The following is a 22,931-nucleotide window of genomic DNA, read 5'->3' as shown; positions in this document are numbered from 1 at the left end:
GGGTCGTGGTTGCTATTTCCCCGTGTGTGGGGTGGTGGCCGCGGCCCGCTTTTGTTTTACCCACAAGCAAACAACATAAACTAGCGTAAGTGTTTTAACGCTGTATCTTTTTGTCGGCATGTTTATTCCCATACAGCACTCTTGGTCGGCGCCGTTTTAATTGCCTGAACCAGTCAGCTGTATCTTGGAAATCATGCGAGTGGGAATCGTGACTGGAGCATCTCGGGGCATAGGTGCCGTCTTCGCCGATAGGCTCGGGCAGCTACGTCCAGACCTAGATGAAATCTGGTGTATCTCTCGTAGCTACAACGATGATTCTTCCAGCGAGGCCGCTGAACACTCTAGGACCCAAGGTTCGCGTCTTCGATATCTTCGTCTAGACCAGTCCGATGATGATTTTGGCGATAAGCTCCGGAATCGTGTTGAGCGCCATCACGCGACGATAGTTTATTTAATCCTCAATGCCGCGTACGCGAATTATGGCGATGTTAATACCCAGGACTTTTCGCGGGCTGATCAAATGATACAGACGAATATTCGCGGAACGGTCGCAGCGGTTTACTCTCTAAACGATTTATTCGAAGAGGATGGCCACATTATTCTGGTTTCGTCGATCTCGGCTGTAGCACCAACTCCAGGGATCGCGGTGTACACAGCATCGAAAGCGTTTATTCGGCATTGGGGTATCAGCCTTAGGGATGAATTAAGGCCTAATGGTGTAACTGTAACTATTTGCTACCCGGGAAAGGTTAAGACCAAGGCGCTCCGGGACGTCGTGAAGCAGGCGAAGTCGGTGAAGTTGCGTCTTATGCCTGAGCAGAATCTCAGTTATCTGGTGGAGCGCACGTTACGTGCAGCGGAGAGCGGCCGAGCGGAGGTCGCACCCGGTCTATATGGTCTGGTGATGGCTCTATTTAAGGCTGTGCCGAAACGTGTTGTGGCTCGACTGGCGCGGTTAGTTTGAGGCCCTCTAGTTTCGCGGTATCAAACTTTCGTTTAACCCCCTGGGTTTAGTCCATTTAGCAGCCAGTATTATCTGAGTAGGCTACGAAGTATGCGTAAGTTATTCACAGCCGCTTCGGTCTATCTCGGTCTTGGTCTATTTTCTGGCGTTTTCTATCGTGAATTTACCCGTGCAATGGATTTTGGCGATAAAACGCAGCTCAATACGCTGCACACGCATTTCCTTGTCCTTGGCACGATCTTTTTCTTGGTTGCGCTGGCATTGGATGGTCAATTCAATATTTCAGCTGTCAAGGGCTTTGATCGCTGGTTCATTGTTCAGAATGTCGGCATTGTTTGGACGATCGGCATGATGGTGGCAAACGGTATCGTCCACGTTGTTTCAGGCCCGGAGGCCTGGGGTCCGATGTACTCGGGAATTGCAGGACTCGGCCACATTATCCTGACGGTTGGCTTTGTGTGGTTCTTTATGCTTCTCAATAAGGCGCTGAAGAATCGTGAACGCGTGGATCGCAAGGCCAACGCAGCCGTATAAATTTCCAGCGGAAATGCGTGAGTCGGATAGCTGATTCGGCCTAGGTAATAAGGCGAAATAAAACCCCGTGCAGAAACTATATCTGCACGGGGCGCTTTCATATAGCGGCGGCTATTCGTCTGCGATAGCGGCCAGAGGTGGTGTCTTCGCGGCCTTCTGACCAGGTCCGAGAGCAGCAATAACGCCTACAATCGCAGACCCAAGCAGCATGAGAACAACCTGCAGCCACGGTACCGCAATAGTATTCAGGCCCTCATCCTTCAGCACGGTCAGCAGTGACCAGCCAAGGAACAAGCCGAGGACAATACCCACGACTGCGCCGAAAATGGAGATTTCCACAGATTCCAGGCGAATCATCCGGCGAATCCCCGAGCGCTGCAGGCCGACGGCTCGAAGCATGCCAATCTCCTGGCGGCGCTCGACAACTGAGAGCGCGACAGTATTGATAATTCCCAGAATCGAAATGATGACCGCCAGTGCCAGCAGTGCGTACACGATTCCCAGCATGACATCGATAGAGGCATTAGCCAGGCCCGCAAACTCCTTGGCAGTCATCACTTGTACTACGAGGTAGTCCGCAACGGCGTCGCTAAGCTTTTGCTTCATTTTATCCACGGCGCCGCTGTCTGCCGCGATGGAATCGGAGACATCGACGTAGGTCTGGAACGGTAAGACAAGCCTGCTGTTGATGTGCTCATGGATGGCAGCATCGGAAATGATGATGGACTGACCGGGATCGCCAGTGTCGGCAAAGATACCGGTGATGGGGAGCTGCGCGACACCACTCTTGGCAATTACTGCGAGTTCAGTGCCAATTTGCCATCGGTTCTTCTGCGCTGTTGATTCGTTGATGACAATGCCCGCCTCCGGCTTCGCCAGATCGAGGGAGCCCTGGATGGCGCGGGTACCGTACCACTTGGCAACGTCACTATTGAAAACGGATGCGTTGCCTCCTTCTGGTCCGCCTTCGAGTTGTTCGGGCATGGAGTCCATCATCGTGGCGGCTTCTTCAGGTGGGATCACCAGCAGTGCACCAATCGACAACGTTGCGGTGTCTTCGACACCATCGATATCCTTCACCGCGTCCTCGACACCAAGAGGCAGGGCCGAATGCGCAGTCAGAGGCGGTGAGAGCACGAAGTCAGCCGTCAGATTGGTCTCTGACCACTCATTGACCGCTTCCTTCATGGACACGCCGAACATGCCAATCACAGTCACCAGCGCAAGTCCGAGCGTCAGTGCAAACGATGTGGTTCCCGTTCTGCGCGGATTGCGGTGAGAGTTCGTTGCCGCAAGCTTGCCGACGGTTCCAAAAGGCGCACCTACGACGCGCCCCAGTCCTCCGATCAGAGGCATGGACAGCGCAGGGCCGACAAGCCAGACGGAGGCTACGGCCATCACCGCACCGACACCAACGAAGATGGCGCGAATCTTGGTTTCCGCGTCGTTCCACTGCAATGCCCAGGCAATGATTGCAATAGCGGCGGATGCCAGCACTGCGCCGGTCCACGTCCGAGCACTGAGACTATTGCTGGGTGTTTGGTCCCCAGAGCGCATGGCTTCTACGGGAGGGACTGCGCCAGCGCGGGCCGCCGGTGTCCAGGCGGCAATCATGGTAATTACCACGCCGACAATGAGAGGCACGATAACCGCAACCGGTTCGAATGTCAGGCCGTCGCCGGGCATGGAGATACTCATGGCATCGAGAAGCATGAATAGCCCCTGGCTCAGCCCAAACCCCGTGATTACACCTAGTGCAGAACCGATGAGGCCAACAATGAATGCCTCCAAGAGGACGGACGCAGTGAGCTGTCGTCGTGAAGCACCGAGGGCGCGGAGGAGAGCGAATTCCTTCATGCGCTGAGTGACCAGCATGGTGAAGGTATTGGAGATGATGAAGATGCCGACCAGCAGACCGATGAGCCCGAAAGCGATGAGGAAGTAGTTAACAAAGCTTAAGGCGGAGGAGACACGTTCGGAAGCCTCGTCGGCGAGCTTAGAGCCGGCCTCTACCTTGAGGTCGGGGAACGCAGCCGCGACGTCACGGGTGAGTGCGGCGGCGTCGGTGGTGGAATCGGCAGCGAGGGTGAACATGTCCGCATGTCCGTCTTCGCCGTAGAGCTCGCGCCACTGATTCTGGGTGAAGAAGACCGCGAGGTAGCCAGTTTCGTCGATGGAGGTATCAGCGATGCCGACGACCTTCACCGTCGCCCGATCGAGGCGGGTGGCCACCTTGATTTCAGTGCCGACGTGGAGGTTGCCGAGTTTGGCGGTGGCGGAGTTGACGACCACCTCACCTGGTGCTTCCGGTGCGTGCCCCTCGGTAATTGTGACTTTGTTGCCCACCGCTTCGGCCGCTGGATAGTAGGGAAGGCCCATCGATGGCGAACCATTGGTCTGAATCGGCTTGCCATCGGCTCCCGTGGCCGTAATGCTGTTGTTGGGATTGCCGATGTTGAGGGCGTGCACCCCAGGGAAGTTCTCTACCTTCTGTTCAGTTTCTTTGGTGAGCGCACCGGGATTGTCAGCAGGGGCCGTCACCACCACGTCGACACCGTCATAAGCGGTACTCATTGCGCCCTTAAAGGCCTTGTCCAGCGATGATGTGAACACAAATGCGCCGGTGATGAAGGCCGTGCCCAGCACGACCGAAATAATTGTGAGCACGAGGCGCAACTTGTGTGAGGTGATGTTGCGCCAGGCGACGCGGCTCAGCGTGGAAGACGATGATGCCATGGGGGAGATGACCTGCCTTCCTAAAGATTCTCAATATCTGCCATGCGCGCCAAGATATCGGCGGGCGTGGGATTGCGAAGCTCGTCAACCACGCGGCCATCCGCGAGGAACACAACACGGTCTGCGTAGGACGCGGCGGTGGCATCATGCGTCACAATGACGACGGTTTGGCCGATGTCATCAACCGCATCGCGGAGAATCGTCAATACCTCACGAGATGAGTTCGAGTCCAAGTTGCCCGTCGGCTCATCGCCAAAGATGATCTCCGGCCGGCTGACAATGGCACGCGCACAGGCGACACGCTGCTGCTGGCCACCGGACAGTTCCGAGGGGCGGTGCGTAAGCCGTTCTTTAAGCCCGAGGCGCGTGGTGATTTCCTCGAACCACTGCTTATCCACCTTCCGACCAGCGATATTGATAGGCAGGGTGATGTTCTCTGCCGCCGTCAACGTCGGCACCAGGTTGAAGGACTGGAACACAAAGCCCAGGCGATCACGCCGCAGCGCCGTGATTTCCTTGTCCGACAGCTTCGACAGATCCGTCGTGCCGATGTACGCGCTTCCCGACGTCGCGGAGTCCAAACCGGCCATGCAGTGCATCAATGTCGACTTACCGGACCCGGACGGGCCCATAATCGCGGTGAACTCACCAGCGGCAAAAGAGATATCGACATGGTCCAGTGCAGTAACAGCGGCATTGCCGACACCGTACTTCTTGGTGAGCCTCTCAGCGTAGGCCGCCGCTGGTGGGGCGGGATGCTCCAAAGAAGATTCAGCGGATGATTTAGCGGATTGTTGTGCATGCTTGGCAGACATGGGGGAGGGGGTTCTCTTCTAATTAGATTTGATCAACGGCGAATTAATATCCGGCAGCGAAAGCGGATTGAAAACGCTGCGGCGGGAATGGAACGTTCGTTGTTCACCAGTCACGGGGTCAGCGAAACTCATTTCTACACAGACCAGGTGCAGGGGCTCCGAGGTATTCTCGGCCTCCAGCGGCAGAATCTCCGGGTAGTACTGGTCGCCCAGGATGGGAAAGCCCAGCTCACTCAAGTGCAGCCGCAGCTGATGAGTGCGTCCGGTGATGGGTTTCAATTGCCACAGCGCAACGCGACCACTGTCGGCAGCGAGGCCGTCGGCGTCCGAAGGCACGTCGACAAGCGAAATGTGCTCGATGATGGTGTGGGCGTTTGGCTCGCCCTCGAGAGTATAAGCCTGCATCTGGCCAGCAACTTTGTGCTGTCGTGTGCGCAACTCCAGCGGGGTCTCGGGCAGGGCTTCGCTGGTCGCGCCAGCGATGGGTGTGGGCGATGTCAGCGCGTGATAGCGCTTAGTGACTTCCCCAGATGCGAAAAGCCCCTGGTAGGCGCCACGAACTTCGCGCCGGGCGGTAAAGATGAGCAACCCCGACGTCAGTCTGTCGAGGCGATGCGCGGGAACCAACTCCGGATTTCCCAGCTCCCGCCGCAGGCGTACGACAGCGGTTTCCGTGATGTGTCGGCCGCGTGGCATCGTTGCCAAAAACGACGGCTTGTCGACGACCACAAGGTTGTCATCTTGAAAGACAATCGGCATCGGCCCCGCGATTGTGCGCTCCGGTGCCGGGGTGCGGTAAAACCACATTTCCGCGCCGGGCTTCACCATGTCATCCGGACTGTACGGCACTGAGTTGGCGCGAACGACGAGCCCATCTGCAAAGCGTTTAGCCACGGCCGCTTCATCATCGTCCGGGTGGCGATGGGTTTGACCTGCGATAGCGCCTGCGAGCAGATCCCACGCACGGGTGGGGGCATCGCCACGACGCCCGGGAGCGGCGATGCGGGATGGGTTGAGCCCATCGCGAATGGGCAGTGGCATGCGACGCATACGGCTGACTTTAACAGGTGCCCCGGATTCATCTGGCCGACAAGCGGAGCTGCTGTGACATGGCGGTGTTGGTATCGCCCCTAATGGCGTAGGTGGACAACATTCTGCCCTGTCGGTCGCAACATAATGGGGGTAGGGTGGAGGTGAAAGTAATAAAAAGGTTGGCTCGGAAGAGTTGACTAAATAGCAAAGCTTGTCCATTAAAATGGCGTCCAAGCAGGTGCGATAGGTGTAGCTGCGTTGCGGTCGGGCCGCGGAGAGCCAATTTTTATGGATCGCATAATAAGGAGGCAATCAATGCCAAGGCAGAACATCATTGTGTGCGCGGTCGATGGCTCGGAGGCATCCAAGACCGCCGTCAAGTGGGCCGCTAACACCGCAGTGAAGCGCGGTGAGCCACTCCGTCTGGTCAGCAGCTACTCCATGCCACAGTTCCTCTACGCAGAGGGCATGGTTCCGCCGCAGGAGCTTTACGACGATCTTGAGGCCGAAACCCTGGAGAAGATTAACGAGGCCAAGAAGATTGCCCTCGACTTCGCACCGTCGGTAGATGTCAGCCACCAGATTGAAGAGGGCAGCCCGATTGACATGCTGCTCGACCTGTCTGAGCAGGCAACCATGGTGGTTATGGGCTCTCGCGGTCTGGGTGGGCTCTCTGGCATGGTCATGGGTTCGGTTTCCGCCGCTGTTGTTTCCCACGCATCGTGCCCGGTTGTTGTTGTCCGCGAGGACAACCTGGTAACCGATGAGACCAAGTACGGCCCGGTCGTTGTCGGCGTCGATGGCTCCGATATTTCCGAAAAGGCAACGGAGTACGCATTCCGTGAGGCCGATGCCCGTGGTGCAGAGCTGATTGCAGTTCACACCTGGATGGACATGCAGGTACAGGCTTCCCTGGCCGGTCTTTCTGCAGCTCAGAGCCAGTGGCAGGTTGTGGAAGAGGAGCAGAAGGCTCTGCTCGGCCACCGCCTGGAGAAGTACGCTAAGAAGTACCCGGACGTGGCCATCAAGAAGGTTGTTACCCGCGACCGTCCGGTTCGTGCTCTGGCTGATGCCTCGGAAGGCTCGCAGCTGCTGGTCGTCGGCAGCCACGGCCGCGGAGGCTTCAAGGGCATGCTGCTCGGCTCCACCTCGCGTGCACTCCTGCAGGCGGCTGCTTGCCCGATGATGGTCGTCCGCCCGGAGACTGACGCCTAAAGCGCGCTTCGAGGAGGCTGAGAAAAGACGCCGGTGCCGGTCGTCGAGACGCGTTTAGCGCCGAGAGTGGAAACCGTTACCGAATATTTATAAGTAGAACCTAGCCGGTTTCTGACATGTCTCGGAGACCGGCTTCGGTATATTTAAATGAGGCCTCTCGCCTGCATAAACCCCGTTTTCATGCAGAAAGTACAGATTCTATAAGGGTTTTCCTGTGGTTATCCGACTGTTATCTCGCTAGTTTCCCAGTGGCCGAAATGGCCTGATAGTGCTTGCAGTAGGTGCAAGATATTTTGGAAAGCCTTATAGTTGAGTCAGAACGATTTCGGAAAGGAATATCTATCATGAACGAGATTCTTCTTGCTGCCTCCTTTAGCCCCTCTCTGGGCTTCTTCGGCTGGATTATCATCGGTGGCCTTGCCGGTTGGATTGGTTCCAAGATTATGGGCACCGATGCTTCGATGGGCGTCGTCCTGAATATCGTCGTCGGTATTGTCGGTGGCTTCCTCGGCGGTTGGCTGCTCACCCTGTTCGGCGTTGATGTCGCCGGTGGTGGAATGATCTTCAGCTTCCTTACGTGTCTGCTCGGCGCCGTGATTTTGCTGTGGATTGTCGGCCTGGTTCAGAAGCGTAAGTAAACCAAGAAAACAACCAAGAAAAACAGCACAGCTCAGCACAAAGCGTCGTAACGCTGCTATCTACTGGATAGTGAGCTAGAGCGCGGGGCATCTCATTAACATTGAGATGCCCTTTTTGTTGTGCGGTTGTCGTGAAGTTGGCGTTCTGCGGTTGTCGCGACATCTGTTGGGGGCAGTAATCATCGCACGCTAAAGTAGGACTAGAGGCTGAAAGACTGACTAGTTTGTTCTTTTACAAAATCACAGTCGCAGATGCGCCTACAATGGAATATCACAAACTATAAACGCCCTGCTCAGTGTTGCGAAAGCAATGACGCGAACGCCGATATTTGCGAGTAAGCAGCTGTTATAACGGGGTGTGACTTTGGAAGGACGAGAGGTACTGCCGTGGCAGAAGCGACAACGGGCAAGGGCGCAAAAGGCGGCCGCGCTTCCTCTCGCCGTCGTAACCGCCCCAGTCCGCGGGAGCGCCTCCTGACATCAGCGACAGCTCTGTTTACAACGGAAGGCATCCGCGTTGTCGGCATTGACCGCATCCTGCGGGAAGCTGATGTCGCCAAAGCCAGCCTGTACTCGTTGTTTGGATCCAAGGACAAGCTGGTCATCGCGTATCTGCAAGACCTCGATGCCAAATGGCGGGAGGCTTGGGAGCAGCGAGTGGCCTCGTTGGATACCCCGGCGGAGAAGATTCTCGCTTTCTTCGATCAGTGTATTGCGGAGCAGCCGGCAATCGACTTCCGTGGTTCACACTTCCAGAATGCGGCTAGTGAATATCCGCGGCCGGAAACGGAGTCGGAGCAGGACATCCGCCAGGCCGCAGCCGATCACCGCTCCTGGGTTTGGCAACAGCTACACACGCTGCTGACTGAAAATGAATCTAGTATGCCGTCTGCTCACGCAAATATGCTGTTGCTCTACCTCGACGGCGGCCTCGCGGGTGCCAAGATGTCCAAGGATCTGAACCCGCTGCAGATGGCGCGCGACCTGGCCCGTGACTTGGTCACGTAAATACCTAATTCCCTTTTTAACGCGCCCTAGTTCTCGCCTTTTGCTCACGGGCTAATCCCGGAAGCGTTTCCAGTCCGACTCCTTTGAGCCGGTGGCTTTCTTAACCATATTCTTCGTATTCTGGCCGAGCAGCATTCCCAGGTTCTTTGCAATCAGAATTGGTTTCGGCCGCTTCTGCGCCTTTTGTGCTTTCTCGGCTTGTCGTTTCATGTCTGCCCGCACTTTAGCCAGGCCGGGAAGCGGCGGAACTATACCCGAGGAAATCTTCATATCCTGCGTCAGGGACGGCAAATTGTCCTGAGCGCCAGGCCTCATCTGGGTCACCATGTAGCGAACCTTCGCAATTTTCAAAGCCTGGGCATATTCTTCGTCCTGCTTTGCTTTACGACGGTCCCGCGATTCCTTCTCAATAGCGGCATATTCGCTCTTATACTGCTTTATTTTCCACGGAGCGAATGCGGATTTGATATAAAAGCGACGCTTGGCCTGCTTTAACTTCTTCTTTTCTTCCCGCTCCGATTCGTATTCACCCTTTTGGTGGTTTTGAAGAGTTCGGAAATCGTCCGTGAGTGGGTAGGTCTTTTCTACATAGCGGGTGAGAATAATATTTTGGGTCAGTGTCCAGAAGTTATTGGTGACCCAGTAGACAATTAGAGCCACAGGTGTTGGGCCAAAGAACCCCGCGAAGAGGATCATCAGCGGTGCGTAGATAAGCATTACGCGCATGAATTTGCTGAGGAATACACTGACGCTATTGGAATAGTCGAGAGTGCGCTGCAACCGGCGGTAGGAAATGACCAAGTTAAAACCGGTGAAAATGGCCGCTGCCACGATGCCGATAATGCAGAAAGCTAACAGCGAATCATGATTGCCCCCAAGGATTTGTAGTTGCTCCGGGTCCATGCGCAGATACGCGGGTAGAGGCTGCCCCAAGAATGTCGCGCTCAGAAAGTCGGAAATCTCATCCTTAGAGATGAATCCGACATTATGAGACGCAGGCAGTCCAGGCCCCTCAGACGCCCGCAGCATGTGCCTCAGCATGCGAACAAGGCCCATAATCACGGGAATCTGGACGAAGAGGGGCGCCAGCATTACGGAGGTCTTAATACCTTCGGCTTTGCGCATTTCCTTGCTGGCAAAGTTTACGTATTGTGGCGAGTTCGGCTCGATGCTCCTGCGGTAGCGCTCCTTGAGTATAAAAAGCTGCGGCCGTAGGTTGGCCGTCTTGCGCGCCGAGATAAATTGCTGGAACGCGAGAAACGCCAGAGCGCCACGCACCGTAAACACCAGCAGGAAGAGAGAAAGCGTCCAGGACAGAGAAGATGGCAGGTGAAACACTGAGGCCAGTAAAAGGTGCCACGCCTTAAGGACAAACGAGACCAGCCAAACAAATGGTTCCAAAATAACCACGGGCCGACTCCTCCATGTCAAGGATAAGAAAAGTAAGACAACCGGATTAGGCCGGTGTGCCAATTCCAGCCGCTATCCTAGCGACTCGAATCACCTGCCCCAACTTTAAAACAGGGCCCCGCTGTGGCGGGACCCTGTCTTTAAGATAGTGAAGCTGGATGACATCCAGTGGAAGGCAAACGAACCTGGGTGAGAACTAGTTAGCGCTCTCGTACTTTTCAATAATGTGCTTTGGCAGCGCACCGCGGTCTGCAACATCCATGCCATTCTCTCGTGCCCACTGGCGAATCTTGCGATTGCGATCACGGGCCTCAGCGGCATTGGGATTAGCGGAAGAGCGCTTACGCGGAGCTACAACCGTGCTGTGATCAATAGAAGCGTTCGCAATATACGGTTCTAATACCTGCTCGAACTTCTCAGCATTTTCCTGAGAGAGGTCGAGAATGTAGTTCTTACCGCGGAAAGAGAAACGAACGACTTGGTGATCTGCGGAATCAAGCGGAGTCCCATCAAGGTCGTCGATGTACTGAATTAGTTCGCGGCGTGCCATAGAATCCCTGCCTAAGCTTGGTGCTGAACTTGTAATAATGAAGAAGGCTTACGGTGAAACTTCAATACGGTGAAATTTCAAATTAATATCAAGCCCTGTTTTCTTTCCCTCACAGTATAAGTGCAAAGAAATTTAATGTCTATTGACGATAATTGAGTTAGATTGTGCAACTTATATCGAATACATGGTTTGTTAATAATTCGATTAATTGTGCACAAGAACTTGGGGTAATAAAAAGACGGCCCTGCATGTTGTGCAGGGCCGTCGTGAACAGCAACTACGCTACTGAGAGCGCAATGCGGGGTGCGCTCTCAGTGGTCGTCGGAAAGCGAAAGGATGAGAAGGCGCTTAAGCCTGGGTCATGCCCTGACCAGGCTTGCCTCGGTAGGTAGCGGCGACGAAAAGTGGCTGGTTCGGTTCTTCCTTGACCTCGACGAGGCGGTACTCAGAGGTAACGTCCTCGCGGCCGAAGTAGACAGCGGTGTAGCCGTGGCGGTCGAACTCGAGGTAGTTGACGTACGGGTTCGCAGCCTTGAGTCCAGCGGTAGCAGCCAAGGAAATCGGGTTGTCCTGCGGCAGCTTCACAATGTCATCGATGTTCGGGGCGCTGACGGAAGTACAGACAATCTCAATGGCGGCGATACCGGCACTCGGGTACTGGCCCGGGACCTTCGGTACGTTGCAGTTCCAGGAGGAGTGAATATCGCCGGTGAGGAAGACAACGTTGTCGTAGCCCTCCTTACCCATGATGTCGATCAGCTTACGACGCTCAGCAGCGTAGCCATCCCACTGATCCAAGTTGTACGGCAGGCCGTCCTGAGGCAAGCTCAGCAGCTCAGTGACAGCGTGAGTGGCCTCCGGATCCAGCGGCGGAACCAGCACTGGAGTGAACATGACGGAGTTGCCCACGACACGCCACTTTGCGCTCGAGGAACGCCACTGGCCGAGCAGGTAATTGAACTGCTCAGAGCCGAGCATGGAGCGACTCTCATCATCGGTCTCGCCAGCGCGGATGAACTTCAGCTGCTGGTCACGGTAGGTGCGCAGGTCCAGCATGGTCAGGTCGGCGAGATCGCCGAAACGGAAGCTGCGGTAGAGCTTGCCGCCCTGGGAGAAGGGGACAGCGCGAACCGGCAGCCACTCCAGGTAAGCCTGGATAGCGGCGTCGCGGCGGGCAACGTAGTCGCCTTCGGTCTCCGGGTCGTGGTTCTCAGCGCCACTGTGCCAATCATCGTTGGCGACCTCGTGGTCATCCCAGGTCACAATCCACGGCTTTGCGCGGTGAGCTTCCTGCAGGTCCGCATCGGTGCGGTAGGTGGCGTAGCGCAGGCGGTAGTCAGCGAGAGAAATAATCTCGTGAGCCGGCTTGTGGTCACGAACCGGGCCCTTGCCGGAGTAGCCACCGGCCTCGTACTCGTAGATGTAGTCACCGACACACATAATGATGTCGATGCGGTCATTTTCCGCCATATCGCGGTAAGCGGAGAAGAAGCCACTTTCCCAGTTAGCGCAGGAGGTCAGCGCGATGCCCAGGTGATCTGGCGAGGAGTTCACCGGCGGCGCAGTGCGAGTCTGGCCAATCGGGGAAACCTGGCCCGCGTGATTACCAGCGGTGACGGTAAAGCGGTAGAAGTAGTAGGAATTAGCGGAGAGACCCTTGACATCGATCTTGACGGTGTTGTCAGCATCCGGGTCGGTGTTCAGGGCACCAGAGGCAACGATGTTGCCGAAGCCCTCATCAGAAGCGACTTCCCACTTCAGTGCAACAGGGCGGCCCTGGTTTGCACCTGCGGTGTCGCCAGGGTGCGATGTCACACGAGTCCAGATAAGAACGGAGTCCGGCAGTGGATCGCCAGAGGCCACACCGTGTTGGAAGACCTGAAAACCACCAGAACCGCCAGCATTAGCTGAGGACTGCGACTCAGGATTGGCCCCCGCACTAGTAGCGGTCGCCAGGCCGATGGCGCCAGCAGCAGCACCGGTAGCGCCGGCACGCAGTACGGCACGACGAGTAGGGGTGAATGGCTTTTGGGCTGTTGCGTCGCTGTTCGAGACTGCGCCGTTCAGATCCGAGGCTGCAGTCTGAGATTTATCTGAAGATGGCATAGCCCTCATTACAGTAGTTCTCAGTCCGTAGCGCCATCGGAGGGAGAAAATAGCCCGATACGGGGGTACTAAGAGCGAAAGCGCGACTATTGCTGCTCAACAACAGTCGCGCTTAGTTCGACGAATCTCGGCGAGTGGCCTTAACCCGAAGCGGCCAGGTTTACGCGCCCAGCTCCGAAATGATCTGGCGATCCAGAGAATCCAGCTCTGCGGTAATGGAGTGGTGTGCGCGACGACGCTGCTCCGGGGTCATCTTCTCGGCAGTGTTAATGGCGTCAGTCATGACATCCAGACGCGAGTTGGCGTCCTTGATAAAACCATCGGTACCCTTGACACCCGACTTACGCAGCTCTGTCAGTGAACCACGAGTGGCCTCAATGCGGGCCAGCAGCGGCGCACCGTGCCCCTGGTAACGAGCGGCATCATTAGCGGAAACACCGAACTTCTGCGCGGCCGAAGAGTGTTCACGGCGCTGAATGGCAGTGATGGCGCGGTAGGCCAGCGGAACCAGCACCGGTACCAGCAGGCGTGCGCCACCGATCCACGACTTTGCCTTGTCCTTGTTGAAGCCCTGGCTGCGCTGCTGTTGCAGGATCTTCTCGGCCATCTTGGTCTGGTGGCGCTGCTTGGCGGCCAGCGCCTTCTTCTCGTCCTTGGCACTCGCCTTGCGGATCTTCTCCGCGCGCTTCAGAGCACGGTTTTCCAGCTTGAGTTCCTTCTTACCGAGCTTTTCCTCAGAACGAACGCGGCCAGCGGCCTCCTTCAGCTCCAGCTTGTGTTGGTGCTTCTGGTCGCGCTTAGCGGCCTTGACTTCAGCCTTATGTGCCTTGCGATTAAGTCGAGCTGCGTGGCGAGCCTCTTCCTTAGCCTTCGCCTTGGCAGCCTTCACCTGCTTGGCGGTTTCGCGCCGACGCTCACGGATGTCACCCAAGAAGCTCATTTTTTCCTTCGCCTAGTTGCTCGCAGATAGTCCCTCCGGAAAAGTGGGGCGGAAAACCCGTAAACCCCACCGCGCCGGAGTGCGCTTGCCAGATGCAGTGGCTGCATCACGATTCTTGCTATCCAAGCTTAACGTGAAACTTCCTACCGAGTGGCGATACGCTAATTCTCATTGTGACTGATTCATCCGTTTCGCGCCCGCTTCTCCACGCGAGCGACCTCATCGGCTGCCGCTACCGGCTGAGCCTCGACCTCCGCGAGGGGCGGCTAGTCGAACCTGCTTCTCACCATGAGCACCGCTTGCCGACGTCCATCGCGTCCATCCCCGGCCTGTACACAGTGGCCTCGGGACCGGACGCTCACCTGGATACCCTTGAGGCCATCGCCCGCGGAGAAAGCGTCATCACCGGTGGCGTGCTCATGCATGAGCGTCCGATTCCCGGTGGGGTGTACTCGGGAATCGACGAGATTTGCCACCCCGATCTGCTGGTCAAGGTCGATGATTCACCACAGACGACCTCCCCGACGTATATGCCGGTCCTGGTTGTCACACGGCACCTGCTCTCTGCGCGCAAACCGGGCCGGCGGCGTAAGCCGTCGTCAAGCAATGTGGCGCGTGCGGCGGCGATGCAGGTGCGACTGCTGGGCGTTGACCGGCTCGGGCGTGATGGCGTGATGGGACGGACCCTGCGTCAGGCGATGGTTGTCGCGGACGAGTGGAAGCTACGGCATTACGGACCCGATGCTGTGAAGCTTGGGCAGGCAGCGGCGATACTGCACCGCCTGGGCGTGTCTTGTGGCCTGGTGGGGGCGATTAGTGCCACCGGGATGAACCTGGATACACGGCATATTGTCATTGCCGATGAAGGTTCGCGCGTGGCCTCGTACCGGATGGCGTTGCGGGATGCGCGTGATGCCGTCGCTGCCACTCAGGGGCGACCGTCACGGTTTACGCCAGGCACCTGGCCGCTGGCGCCACGGCGCATCCGGGAGTGCCGAACCTGCCGTCACCACGACCTTTGCTTGGATGAGCTGACCGCAAGTGACGATATTTCCCTCCTCCTACCTGGCGATAAGTCCATGCGGTTGCGCAGTGTGGGCATCGACACAGTCACGGCACTGGCGCAGGCCAGTACCAACACTCCGCACGTCAGCAAGGAGCAGGTGTGGATGGCGAGGGCGCGGCTTGCCGACGTCGACGCGCTCCGGGTAGCCGCTAAGACATCGGCCCCGCGTGGCGATATTGAGATGGATATCGATATGGAGGCGTACCCCAACGATGGCGCCTACCTGTGGGGAACGTGGGTGCCTGGGGAGGACTACCGCGGGTTTATCACCTGGGAGCCACCGGGGCCAGAAGGGCTCGGTGGCACGGCAGAGGCCAGGAACTTTGCGATTTTCTGGGATTACCTGATGCGTCGTCGAAATGCGGCGCATGAACAAGGCAAGACCTTCCGCGCCTATTGCTGGGCGGCAGAGGGTGAGAACTATTGGCTGCGTCAGAGCGCCACCCGGTTCGGCGGCCAGGAATTTGTGGTGCCCGCAGATTCGGCGGAGCTGGCTACAGGCGATGCGGCTGGTTCCAGTTCCGAGGCAGCTGGCCCGACAAAGATTGTGCGGGTGCCGACCCGCGAAGAAGTGGACAAGTTCATTGCCTCGGAGGACTGGGTGGACATGCTGAAGGTCGCCCGTCGCCAGATCCTCTCCACCGTCGGCATGGGGCTTAAAGTCGTGGCCCCGTGGTCGGGCTTCCACTGGCGCGACGCCGATGTTGACGGCGAGGCATCGCTGGATCTGTATCGCATTGCGACGGTCACTGACCTTGACTTTGTCTCGGAACAGTCCTTTGAAAAGCTCACGCAAGCCGAGGCTCGCGCCATGCTGCTGCGCTACAACGGCGATGACTGCCGATCGGTAGCCCACGTCCGCGACTGGCTGGATTCACAGCGCGCGGCCGCGGACCTGCCGCATGGGGATGACCTGCCGGTTCCTTAGCGCGCTAACCACGCGCCCACGTGCCGCGCCGGGCGAACTTAGGTGAGACCTTCTTCATCGCAGCATTGCGAATAATGGCTGTGTTCTTGCGGGCTAACAGCAGCAGCTGCTGTGTGCGCTCGGCACGGAATGTTGAGCGAGGAGAGCGGTGCACATCGCGGAAAAGCCGCTTCGTCGCCGCCAGCTGATCCGGCGAGCGTGTCGCCAGCTGTGCCAACTTCTCCTTGGACAGCTTGAGTGCAGCGTCCTCCGTGTCCACGGCCCACGTCGCCAGACCGATCTCAGTTGCTTCCTTGCCGTTGAGTTCTTCGCCAGACATGGTCAGCCAACGTGCAGTATCGGCGCTGACCTCATCGAGGATGGTTCGCATACCGGACATATCCGGAATCAGTCCCCACTTCGCTTCGAGGATTGACCACTTGGCATCGCTCGTAGTAATGCGGAAATCAGCACCTAGTGCAATCTGTAGACCACCGCCGTAGCAGTGCCCATGCACCGCCGCAATGACCGGCACCGGCAGGCCTCGCCAGTCCCAGCAGGCGCGCTGGAACAGGTTTGTGCCGTGGATATCGGGGACGAATGAGCGCAGGATGCGTGAGGGCTTCTTAAATGCCGAGGCGAAATCGAGTCCAGCGCAAAACGATTTGCCCTCGCCACGTAGGATTACGCCACGCAGATCACGGTCAGCTGCCAGTTTCCGGGCGACGGCGGACAGCTCGGTCAGCATCTCAAGTGTTAGACCGTTGAGTTTGTCTCCGCGATCCAAACTGACGACAGCGATTTTCGCCGCCTCTGAATCAGCTACGGCGAGGTATTCATAGGCGACGTTGACATTGTTGCTGGTGTTCATGGGCACTAACGCTAAACGACGGCTACGTGTGCCGCCCGGGAAATACCAAAAGTGGTCTCAAACAAGACACAAAAAACCGACCCGCTGAGGGTAAGCCCCGTCAGCGAGCCGGTAAGCCATCTTTAGCGCGCGGCAGGGACGCGTAAAAAGCCGCGCGCTGTTAGCTGAAATTACTTGGCAGCTGCGAACAGCTCTGCAGCGTAATCCCAGTTGAAGACGTTCCAGACAGCCTTGACGTAGTCAGCCTTGACGTTCTTGTACTGCAGGTAGAAAGCGTGCTCCCACATATCCAGCAGTAGAACCGGCTTCAGGTTGATGGACAGGTTGCCCTGCTGATCCGTCATCTGCTCAATAACCAGGCGCTCTGCAATGGTGTCGTAACCCAGAACAGCCCAGCCGGAGCCCTGCAGGCCCAGAGCAGCAGCGTTGAAGTGAGCCTGGAACTTCTCGAAAGAGCCGAAGTCGCGCTCGATAGCCTCAGCCAGCTCACCGGTCGGCTGGCCGCCACCGTTCGGGGACAGCAGCTTCCAGAACAGGGAGTGGTTGGTGTAGCCACCCAGGTTAAAGGCCAGGTCCTTAGACAGGCCGGTAACAGCTGCGAAGTCGCCGGACTCGCGAGCAGCAGCGAGCTTCTCCAGAGCAGCGTTGGCGCCGTTGACGTAATTAGCGTGGTGCTTGCTGTGGTGCAGCTCCATAATCTCGCCGGAGATGTGCGGCTCCAGAGCGTCGTAAGCGTAATCCAGCTCAGGAAGTTCGTACTTAGTCATTAGGAAAATTCCTCCTCAACACGTTTTTAGGTTGTGCCGTCGATGGTACTCAAGATGAGTGGATGCGCAACCATTTAAGCAATACAATTAATGCGAAATTCATAAAAAATGCTGTTCAGGGATATCTGTCACAAGTTTATGAACGCGGCGGCTGAGTGCGGCGAATCCACTTACTCACGCGCTTGAAGCGCATTCCGGCTGCGCCACCCAGGTCGTCGTCAAGCGGAATGTCGAGGATGGAAGCCCACGTTGGCAACATTTCTTCCTCGTACCGGTGGCCGTGACCACCGGGGACGGTGACGGAGGCGAGGCCGTCGATAAGCACCTGCCAGAAGGTGACGAACGGATGCCAGCGCATGGAGGGGAGAACATCGCGGCCGACGCGCTCTGCAAGCCAGTCGGGGCGGCGCCAGGCCAGTGGGTAATCCCACCAAACGATGGGGTCAGAGGCATGCTGCAGGAATGCGACGCGCGGGAATTCCCACGGCCCGAACTTGGTGCCATAGAAGGAGTGGTACAGCTCGTCGGGGCGCGTAGCGAAGCGGATGTTTCGCCCCTCGTCGATGACTGGAGCGATTTCCGGAGACCCCTTTGTCCGACGGTGCGTCAGCTCTTTCCACATCGCGGAGAACTGTGGTGCGCCCGTCCAGACAGCACCGTCGACGCGTGCGAGCATGTCAGCGGAATTCTCGAATGCGCCGAGACCGCCAAACCCGCCGAGGGATTCACCGGCGACGTAGACCTTTGGCCGGTCGTTCTCCGGCATCTTGTCGACTTCCTGCAACACCCGATGGATAAGGGTGTGGCCAGCCGCGATTGGGGTTTCGTGGTCCGTTAGCCATGCCACTGGGGAGGGGAGGTCAGAGTACTGCAGAGCGACAGTGGCGCAGTTGCCAAGGGTCAAGAACTCTGCAGCCTGCGCCGACCACGGTGGCACCCAACCGGTGCCGGTGGTGGTGAAGACAACCAGATGATCGCGCCGAAACGCGCCGGTGCGGTGCATCTCGCGGATGATGAGCTCCGCCTGTTCCCGCAGAGAACGACCTGGCACCTTGCCCGCATAAATGCGGATGGGTTCCTGCAGTTCGGAGAGCGGCTTGCCAGTGACCACCGCCAAATCTCGGGCACGGGGGCCTTCGGCGACGAAGACGCGCCCCTCGGCGCCGAGTGCGTACCACGGCTCCAAAGACCATGGACTCCCGGAACGTTCCGGCTCCCAGGGCTGCATGCGGCCTGGAACTACCAGGGTATTCAGGTATCGGGACTTCTTGGCGATGGACTCCAAAGTCCGACGGATAAGCAGTCGATCAATGCTGGCGGCCACGGCACCACCGACGATGGCACCGCTGAGAACCGGGGCGAGACCGCGCGGCAGCCAGGGGCGGAGGTTGTCCCGCAGTAAGTCATAGCCGCGATTGGCCAGCGCGGAGAGCCCCCGAGTGGTCAGGTAGAGACCACTGGCAATCATTGTGGAGGCGAACTGGCTGCGTGCGGATTCCTGCTCATCCTTGCCCACCAGGCGGCCAATTTCGCGCTGCTGGGAAATGGAGCGCAGCCACAGCGCCGCGGTGGTGGCCGTGGTGGCAACATGCCAGGTCACGGCCAGTGCGCGCTCGTGTCGAGGTGCCGGCGCAAAGCGGCTGAGCGGAGTGCTGGCCAGACGCCGCATCGTCGTGTTGTAGCCATAGCCGATAGCCACTCCGGTGACATGGCCCGCCAGCTGTGCCAGGAAGGTCACAGTAACGGTGGCGATCCGAGTACGCGGCATCAGCGAGGGGCTAAAGGCAGCCCATGACGCAATTTCTGCACCAATTAGACCGGGGTTGGAGGGAATGCCCGCTCGCAGTGCGCTGCGGATAGTGCCAGGGCCGGTACCTAGGAGGCGTTCGCGAAAGACTTTGGTCGCCATCAGACTGCCGGTGCCGACTGCGCCCAGCGCTTTGGCCATGCCAGCTGTGCCAGCGACTCCTGTAATTCCCGTTCGCGCTGCTCGTGCAGCTCGCACTGTCCTGGTGGTTTCGATTGGCTGAGCTACAGGTGTGTTGCCCGTAGACGCAATCGAGGGCGCAATCGAAGTAAATGCGCGACGCAGGAATCCCATAACTCCCATCATGGCAAAATTTTTTCCACGGGGTTTATTCATCTCGCGCCAGTTTTCCGCACAAAGCGTAGCCTGTGGGGTGTCGCAACGTTTTCCGAATCGGTTGAGAAGGATCCGAGGGCTATGAAGCTATCCACAGGAAATAAGGTCGTGCTGATCGGCGCTGGCGACGTCGGCGTGGCATATGCGTACTCACTGGTCAACCAAGGCACTGTCGACCATTTGGCAATCATTGACATCGACGAAAAGAAGACGATGGGCAACGTCATGGACTTAAACCATGGCGTCGTGTGGGCGTCGTCGCGCACCAAAGTCACTCAGGGCACGTACGCCGACTGTGACGATGCCGCGCTGGTAGTCATCTGTGCAGGCGCAGCACAAAAGCCCGGCGAGACTCGCCTACAGCTGGTGGACAAGAACATGAAAATTATGAAGTCCATCGTCGATTCCGTCATGGCCAGCGGTTTTGATGGGCTCCTACTGATCGCCTCCAACCCCGTCGACGTACTCACATACGCCGCGTGGAAGTACTCCGGGCTGCCACACAACCGTGTCTTCGGCTCCGGCACCATCCTGGACACCGCACGTTTCCGTTACATGCTGGGTGAATACTACGATGTTTCCCCGATGAGCGTGCACGCATACATCATTGGTGAACACGGCGACTCCGAGCTGCCGGTGTTGTCCAGCGCCAACGTTGCAGGCGTCAGTCTGTCCAAGCGCCTCGCCGCCGACCCCGCGCTTCACGACGAGCTGGAGGACATCTTCATCCGAACCCGTGATGCCGCCTACGAGATTATCGATGCCAAGGGCTCCACTTCCTACGGAATCGGTATGGGGCTGGCCCGCATTACGCGCGCCATTTTCCAGAACCAAGAGGTAGCTCTGCCGGTCTCCGCATACTTGCAAGGTGAATACGGTCATGAGGACGTGTTCATCGGAACACCAGCCATTGTGAACCGTCGAGGAATTCGCCGCGTTATCGAGCTTGAGCTGGACGAATACGAAAAGAAGCAGCTGGACAAGTCCATTCAGACGCTCCGAGATGTGCAGGATCCATTCTGGAAGTAACTGCTGGTAGCGAGAGTAGATGTCTTCTCGACATGCGCTTTCGGCCGTCTCATTTGAGAATGAGAATGCCCACCTTCTATTGGCCCGCGTGGCCGACTCTGGCCAACGCTTCGTCTTCAACACAGGAGTGCCTTCTCTATGGCAGCGCAGAGCCCTCAAGACACAGCAACTGACAACACTGAAAGCGGCGCGGCCGTACCGCGTCTGGATGACCTCATCAGCAAGGTCACTGATCTGATCACAGAGTTGGACGACGTCTCGGTGGAGGCTTCTGCACTGCTCGCAGAGGTGCCGGAAGAGCGCCGTCGGCACGCGGAAAACCTGCTGCACTACGCACACCTGCGCACAATTGACATCCGTGAGCTGCAAAACAGCTTGCACGACCTCGGCGTGACCAGTCTGACCACGGTGGAGACTTTCACCCGGGGGCGCCTTGAGCTCGCTCTCAACGCGCTGTTGGCGCTGGCGGGGCGCACCTCAGACATCGATGTCGCCCGCATTATTGCCGACGATGAGCGCGCGGATATTGCCCTGGATAACAACGCCACCGAGCTGTTCGGTCAGGAGCGCGCGGATGTCACTTCGCACATTATGGTGACCCTGCCCGCCGAGGCCGCCGACGATGCAGAGTTGGTGGAGAGCTTCGCTGCCGCTGGCATGGATCTCGCTCGCATCAACTGCGCCCACGACGGACCTGAGCAGTGGAGCCGCATGATTGACAACGTCAATGCTGCAGCTGAGAAGGCCGGTCGCCGCATCTTCGTGTCCATGGATCTGGCTGGTCCGAAGCTGCGCACGGGCGATATCGAACCGGGGCCGCGTGTGGGGCGCGCCCGTGTTGTGCGTGACGACGCTGGCACGGTCATCTCCAAGTCCAAGATTTGGCTGACTCCGCGACTGGATGAGCACCCCAAGCCAGCTCCGAGCGATTTGCCGGGGCGTCCCGCACTGCCGTTGGAAGCAGATCAGGGGTGGTTGGAACAGCTGCAGCTTGACGATGTCATTACGCTGCATGACTCCCGCTCGGCGAAGCGTCACTTCACTGTTGTGCGCATCGACACCGACTCCGAGGGCGAGGTCGAGGCTGTCCTCGCCGAGGGCGAAAAGAACGCCTGGATTGCCGAGGGAACACACCTGCGCAGCAACTACGAGGTCACGCGCGCTGGTGGCGTGCCACCGACCGTGCAAAAGCTGCGCTTCCACACCGGTGATGAGTTTATTCTCACCAGCCGCGAGGAAATCACCACCATTCCACGCACTGACGATGAAATTCCACGCGTCTCCTGTTCGCTGCCGTCTGCCGTGGCGGCTCTGAAGCCGGGCAATCCGGTGCTTTTCGACGACGGTGCGCTCGGCGCTGAGGTGGTTGAGGTCTCCGAGACGTCGTCAAGCGAAGATAGTCACGTCGATGCCCGGCTGCGTGTCCTGCGTACGAAGCCGAATGGTCAGCCGCTGGCGGCGCATAAGGGCATCAATCTGCCGAACACCGACCTGCCACTCAATTCGCTTACCGACGAAGACATTGAGCACCTGCGCTTTGTGGTGGAGCATGCGGATATTGCTGCGGTGAGCTTTATTCGCACGCAGGGGGATGCTGAGTACGTTTACAAGGTGCTCGATGAGATTGCGGCGGAACATGAGGCTGCGGGCCGCGAGGACCTGGCGTCGAAGGCTCGGAACCTGGGTGTTGTGCTGAAGATTGAGACTATTCCGGCATTCCAGAATCTGCCGGGAATCATCATCGCCAGCATGAAGCGCGCCAAGTCCGGTCTGATGATTGCTCGTGGTGACCTGGCTGTGGAGCTGGGCTTCGACCGTATGGGTGAGGTCCCAGGCCAGATTCTGACGCTGGCGCAGGCAGCCGGTGTGCCGACCATTCTGGGTACTCAGGTGCTGGAGAACATGGCCAAGGCCGGCCTGCCGTCCCGCGCGGAGATTACCGATGCGGCCTTCGCCCTGCGTGCCGAGTGCGTGATGCTGAACAAGGGGCCGCACATTACCGAGGCCATCGCGATTTTGAACAACCTGGCCCGGAAGATGGGACGTTCGCAGCGTAAGAGCCGCATCATGCTGCGGAAGATTCGCAGCTGGTCGGACTAGTGGCTGGGTTAGGGGCCGGGCTAGTTTGGGTAGGTTAGGGGGAGCGCACCTAAAAACACCGTGGGAGAAAAGACTGCGGAAGAAGCCGGCCGCGCGTAAG

18 protein-coding genes are annotated in these 22,931 nt (G+C 58.0%); 8 read left to right on the top strand and 10 right to left on the bottom strand.

From position 1 onward, the window contains the following. Positions 1–208: 208 nt before the first annotated feature. On the top strand, positions 209–964 hold the full coding sequence (locus tag QP982_RS01250) for an SDR family NAD(P)-dependent oxidoreductase (protein WP_168157923.1): 756 nt from the start codon (positions 209–211) through the stop codon (positions 962–964). 90 nt (positions 965–1,054) lie between these two features. Then, complete coding sequence (locus tag QP982_RS01245) at positions 1,055–1,498, top strand: DUF2871 domain-containing protein (RefSeq protein ID WP_038627034.1); 444 nt, start codon at positions 1,055–1,057, stop codon at positions 1,496–1,498. Between the two features lie 111 nt (positions 1,499–1,609). On the opposite strand, the gene QP982_RS01240 is transcribed toward QP982_RS01245, so the two are convergent. Genes QP982_RS01240 through QP982_RS01230 form a run of 3 tightly spaced genes read right to left on the bottom strand, consistent with a single transcriptional unit; the run spans position 1,610 to position 6,099 of the window. Further along, complete coding sequence (locus tag QP982_RS01240; protein WP_070429931.1) at positions 1,610–4,234, bottom strand: ABC transporter permease; 2,625 nt, start codon at positions 4,232–4,234, stop codon at positions 1,610–1,612. Between the two features lie 20 nt (positions 4,235–4,254). Then, on the bottom strand, positions 4,255–5,049 hold the full coding sequence (locus tag QP982_RS01235; RefSeq protein WP_246815151.1) for an ABC transporter ATP-binding protein: 795 nt from the start codon (positions 5,047–5,049) through the stop codon (positions 4,255–4,257). Between the two features lie 18 nt (positions 5,050–5,067). Further along, positions 5,068–6,099 carry a pseudouridine synthase gene (locus tag QP982_RS01230; protein ID WP_070429930.1) on the bottom strand — a complete coding sequence of 344 codons (1,032 nt, stop codon included), beginning with the start codon at positions 6,097–6,099 and terminating at the stop codon, positions 5,068–5,070. A gap of 297 nt (positions 6,100–6,396) precedes the next feature. Here QP982_RS01230 and QP982_RS01225 point away from each other — a divergent pair, with 297 nt between their 5' ends. The 3 genes from QP982_RS01225 (at position 6,397) to QP982_RS01215 (ending at position 8,942) form a co-directional block, all read left to right on the top strand. After that, positions 6,397–7,296 (top strand): universal stress protein, encoded by a 900-nt coding sequence (locus QP982_RS01225; protein ID WP_016421688.1) that lies wholly within the window; start codon positions 6,397–6,399, stop codon positions 7,294–7,296. A gap of 344 nt (positions 7,297–7,640) precedes the next feature. Next, positions 7,641–7,934, top strand: coding sequence for a GlsB/YeaQ/YmgE family stress response membrane protein (locus QP982_RS01220; protein ID WP_016421687.1), 294 nt, complete (start codon positions 7,641–7,643; stop codon positions 7,932–7,934). Between the two features lie 387 nt (positions 7,935–8,321). Next, positions 8,322–8,942 carry a TetR/AcrR family transcriptional regulator gene (locus QP982_RS01215; RefSeq protein ID WP_016421686.1) on the top strand — a complete coding sequence of 207 codons (621 nt, stop codon included), beginning with the start codon at positions 8,322–8,324 and terminating at the stop codon, positions 8,940–8,942. Positions 8,943–8,993: 51 nt separating this feature from the next. On the opposite strand, the gene yidC is transcribed toward QP982_RS01215, so the two are convergent. The 4 genes from yidC to QP982_RS01195 form a co-directional block, all read right to left on the bottom strand. Beyond that, positions 8,994–10,352 carry a membrane protein insertase YidC gene (gene yidC, locus QP982_RS01210; protein WP_016421685.1) on the bottom strand — a complete coding sequence of 453 codons (1,359 nt, stop codon included), beginning with the start codon at positions 10,350–10,352 and terminating at the stop codon, positions 8,994–8,996. A gap of 196 nt (positions 10,353–10,548) precedes the next feature. Then, positions 10,549–10,902, bottom strand: a complete 354-nt coding sequence (locus tag QP982_RS01205) for a histone-like nucleoid-structuring protein Lsr2 (protein WP_016421684.1) — start codon at positions 10,900–10,902, stop codon at positions 10,549–10,551. Positions 10,903–11,250: 348 nt separating this feature from the next. After that, positions 11,251–13,008 carry an alkaline phosphatase D family protein gene (locus tag QP982_RS01200; RefSeq protein ID WP_246815150.1) on the bottom strand — a complete coding sequence of 586 codons (1,758 nt, stop codon included), beginning with the start codon at positions 13,006–13,008 and terminating at the stop codon, positions 11,251–11,253. A gap of 160 nt (positions 13,009–13,168) precedes the next feature. Further along, complete coding sequence (locus tag QP982_RS01195) at positions 13,169–13,948, bottom strand: DUF6474 family protein (protein ID WP_016421682.1); 780 nt, start codon at positions 13,946–13,948, stop codon at positions 13,169–13,171. A 173-nt stretch (positions 13,949–14,121) separates the two neighbouring features. Here QP982_RS01195 and QP982_RS01190 point away from each other — a divergent pair, with 173 nt between their 5' ends. Continuing rightward, entirely contained in the window at positions 14,122–15,942 is a 1,821-nt protein-coding gene (locus QP982_RS01190) for a ribonuclease H-like domain-containing protein (RefSeq protein WP_070429928.1), read from the top strand. 4 nt (positions 15,943–15,946) lie between these two features. Here QP982_RS01190 and QP982_RS01185 read toward each other — a convergent pair whose 3' ends face one another. The 3 genes from QP982_RS01185 to QP982_RS01175 all read right to left on the bottom strand — a co-directional run bounded on the left by QP982_RS01185 (position 15,947) and on the right by QP982_RS01175 (position 19,702). Further along, a complete protein-coding gene (locus QP982_RS01185; RefSeq protein ID WP_070429927.1) occupies positions 15,947–16,792 on the bottom strand; it encodes a crotonase/enoyl-CoA hydratase family protein in 846 nt (281 codons plus the stop codon). Positions 16,793–16,962: 170 nt separating this feature from the next. Then, entirely contained in the window at positions 16,963–17,559 is a 597-nt protein-coding gene (locus tag QP982_RS01180) for a superoxide dismutase (RefSeq protein WP_070429926.1), read from the bottom strand. A 136-nt stretch (positions 17,560–17,695) separates the two neighbouring features. Further along, positions 17,696–19,702, bottom strand: a complete 2,007-nt coding sequence (locus QP982_RS01175; RefSeq protein WP_240593264.1) for an alpha/beta-hydrolase family protein — start codon at positions 19,700–19,702, stop codon at positions 17,696–17,698. Positions 19,703–19,783: 81 nt separating this feature from the next. On the opposite strand from QP982_RS01175, the gene QP982_RS01170 reads away from it, so the two are divergent. Next, positions 19,784–20,731 carry an L-lactate dehydrogenase gene (locus tag QP982_RS01170; protein WP_016421677.1) on the top strand — a complete coding sequence of 316 codons (948 nt, stop codon included), beginning with the start codon at positions 19,784–19,786 and terminating at the stop codon, positions 20,729–20,731. Positions 20,732–20,869: 138 nt separating this feature from the next. Then, a complete protein-coding gene (locus tag QP982_RS01165; protein ID WP_049171694.1) occupies positions 20,870–22,831 on the top strand; it encodes a pyruvate kinase in 1,962 nt (653 codons plus the stop codon). Positions 22,832–22,931 lie beyond the last annotated feature (100 nt).

Origin of the sequence: Corynebacterium sp. MSK019 (assembly GCF_030232425.1) — a bacterium.
GTDB classification, from domain to species: domain Bacteria; phylum Actinomycetota; class Actinomycetes; order Mycobacteriales; family Mycobacteriaceae; genus Corynebacterium; species Corynebacterium jeikeium_D.
The sequence above is the reverse complement of the archived record's forward strand: the minus strand, read 5'-3'. Positions and strand labels throughout refer to the sequence as shown.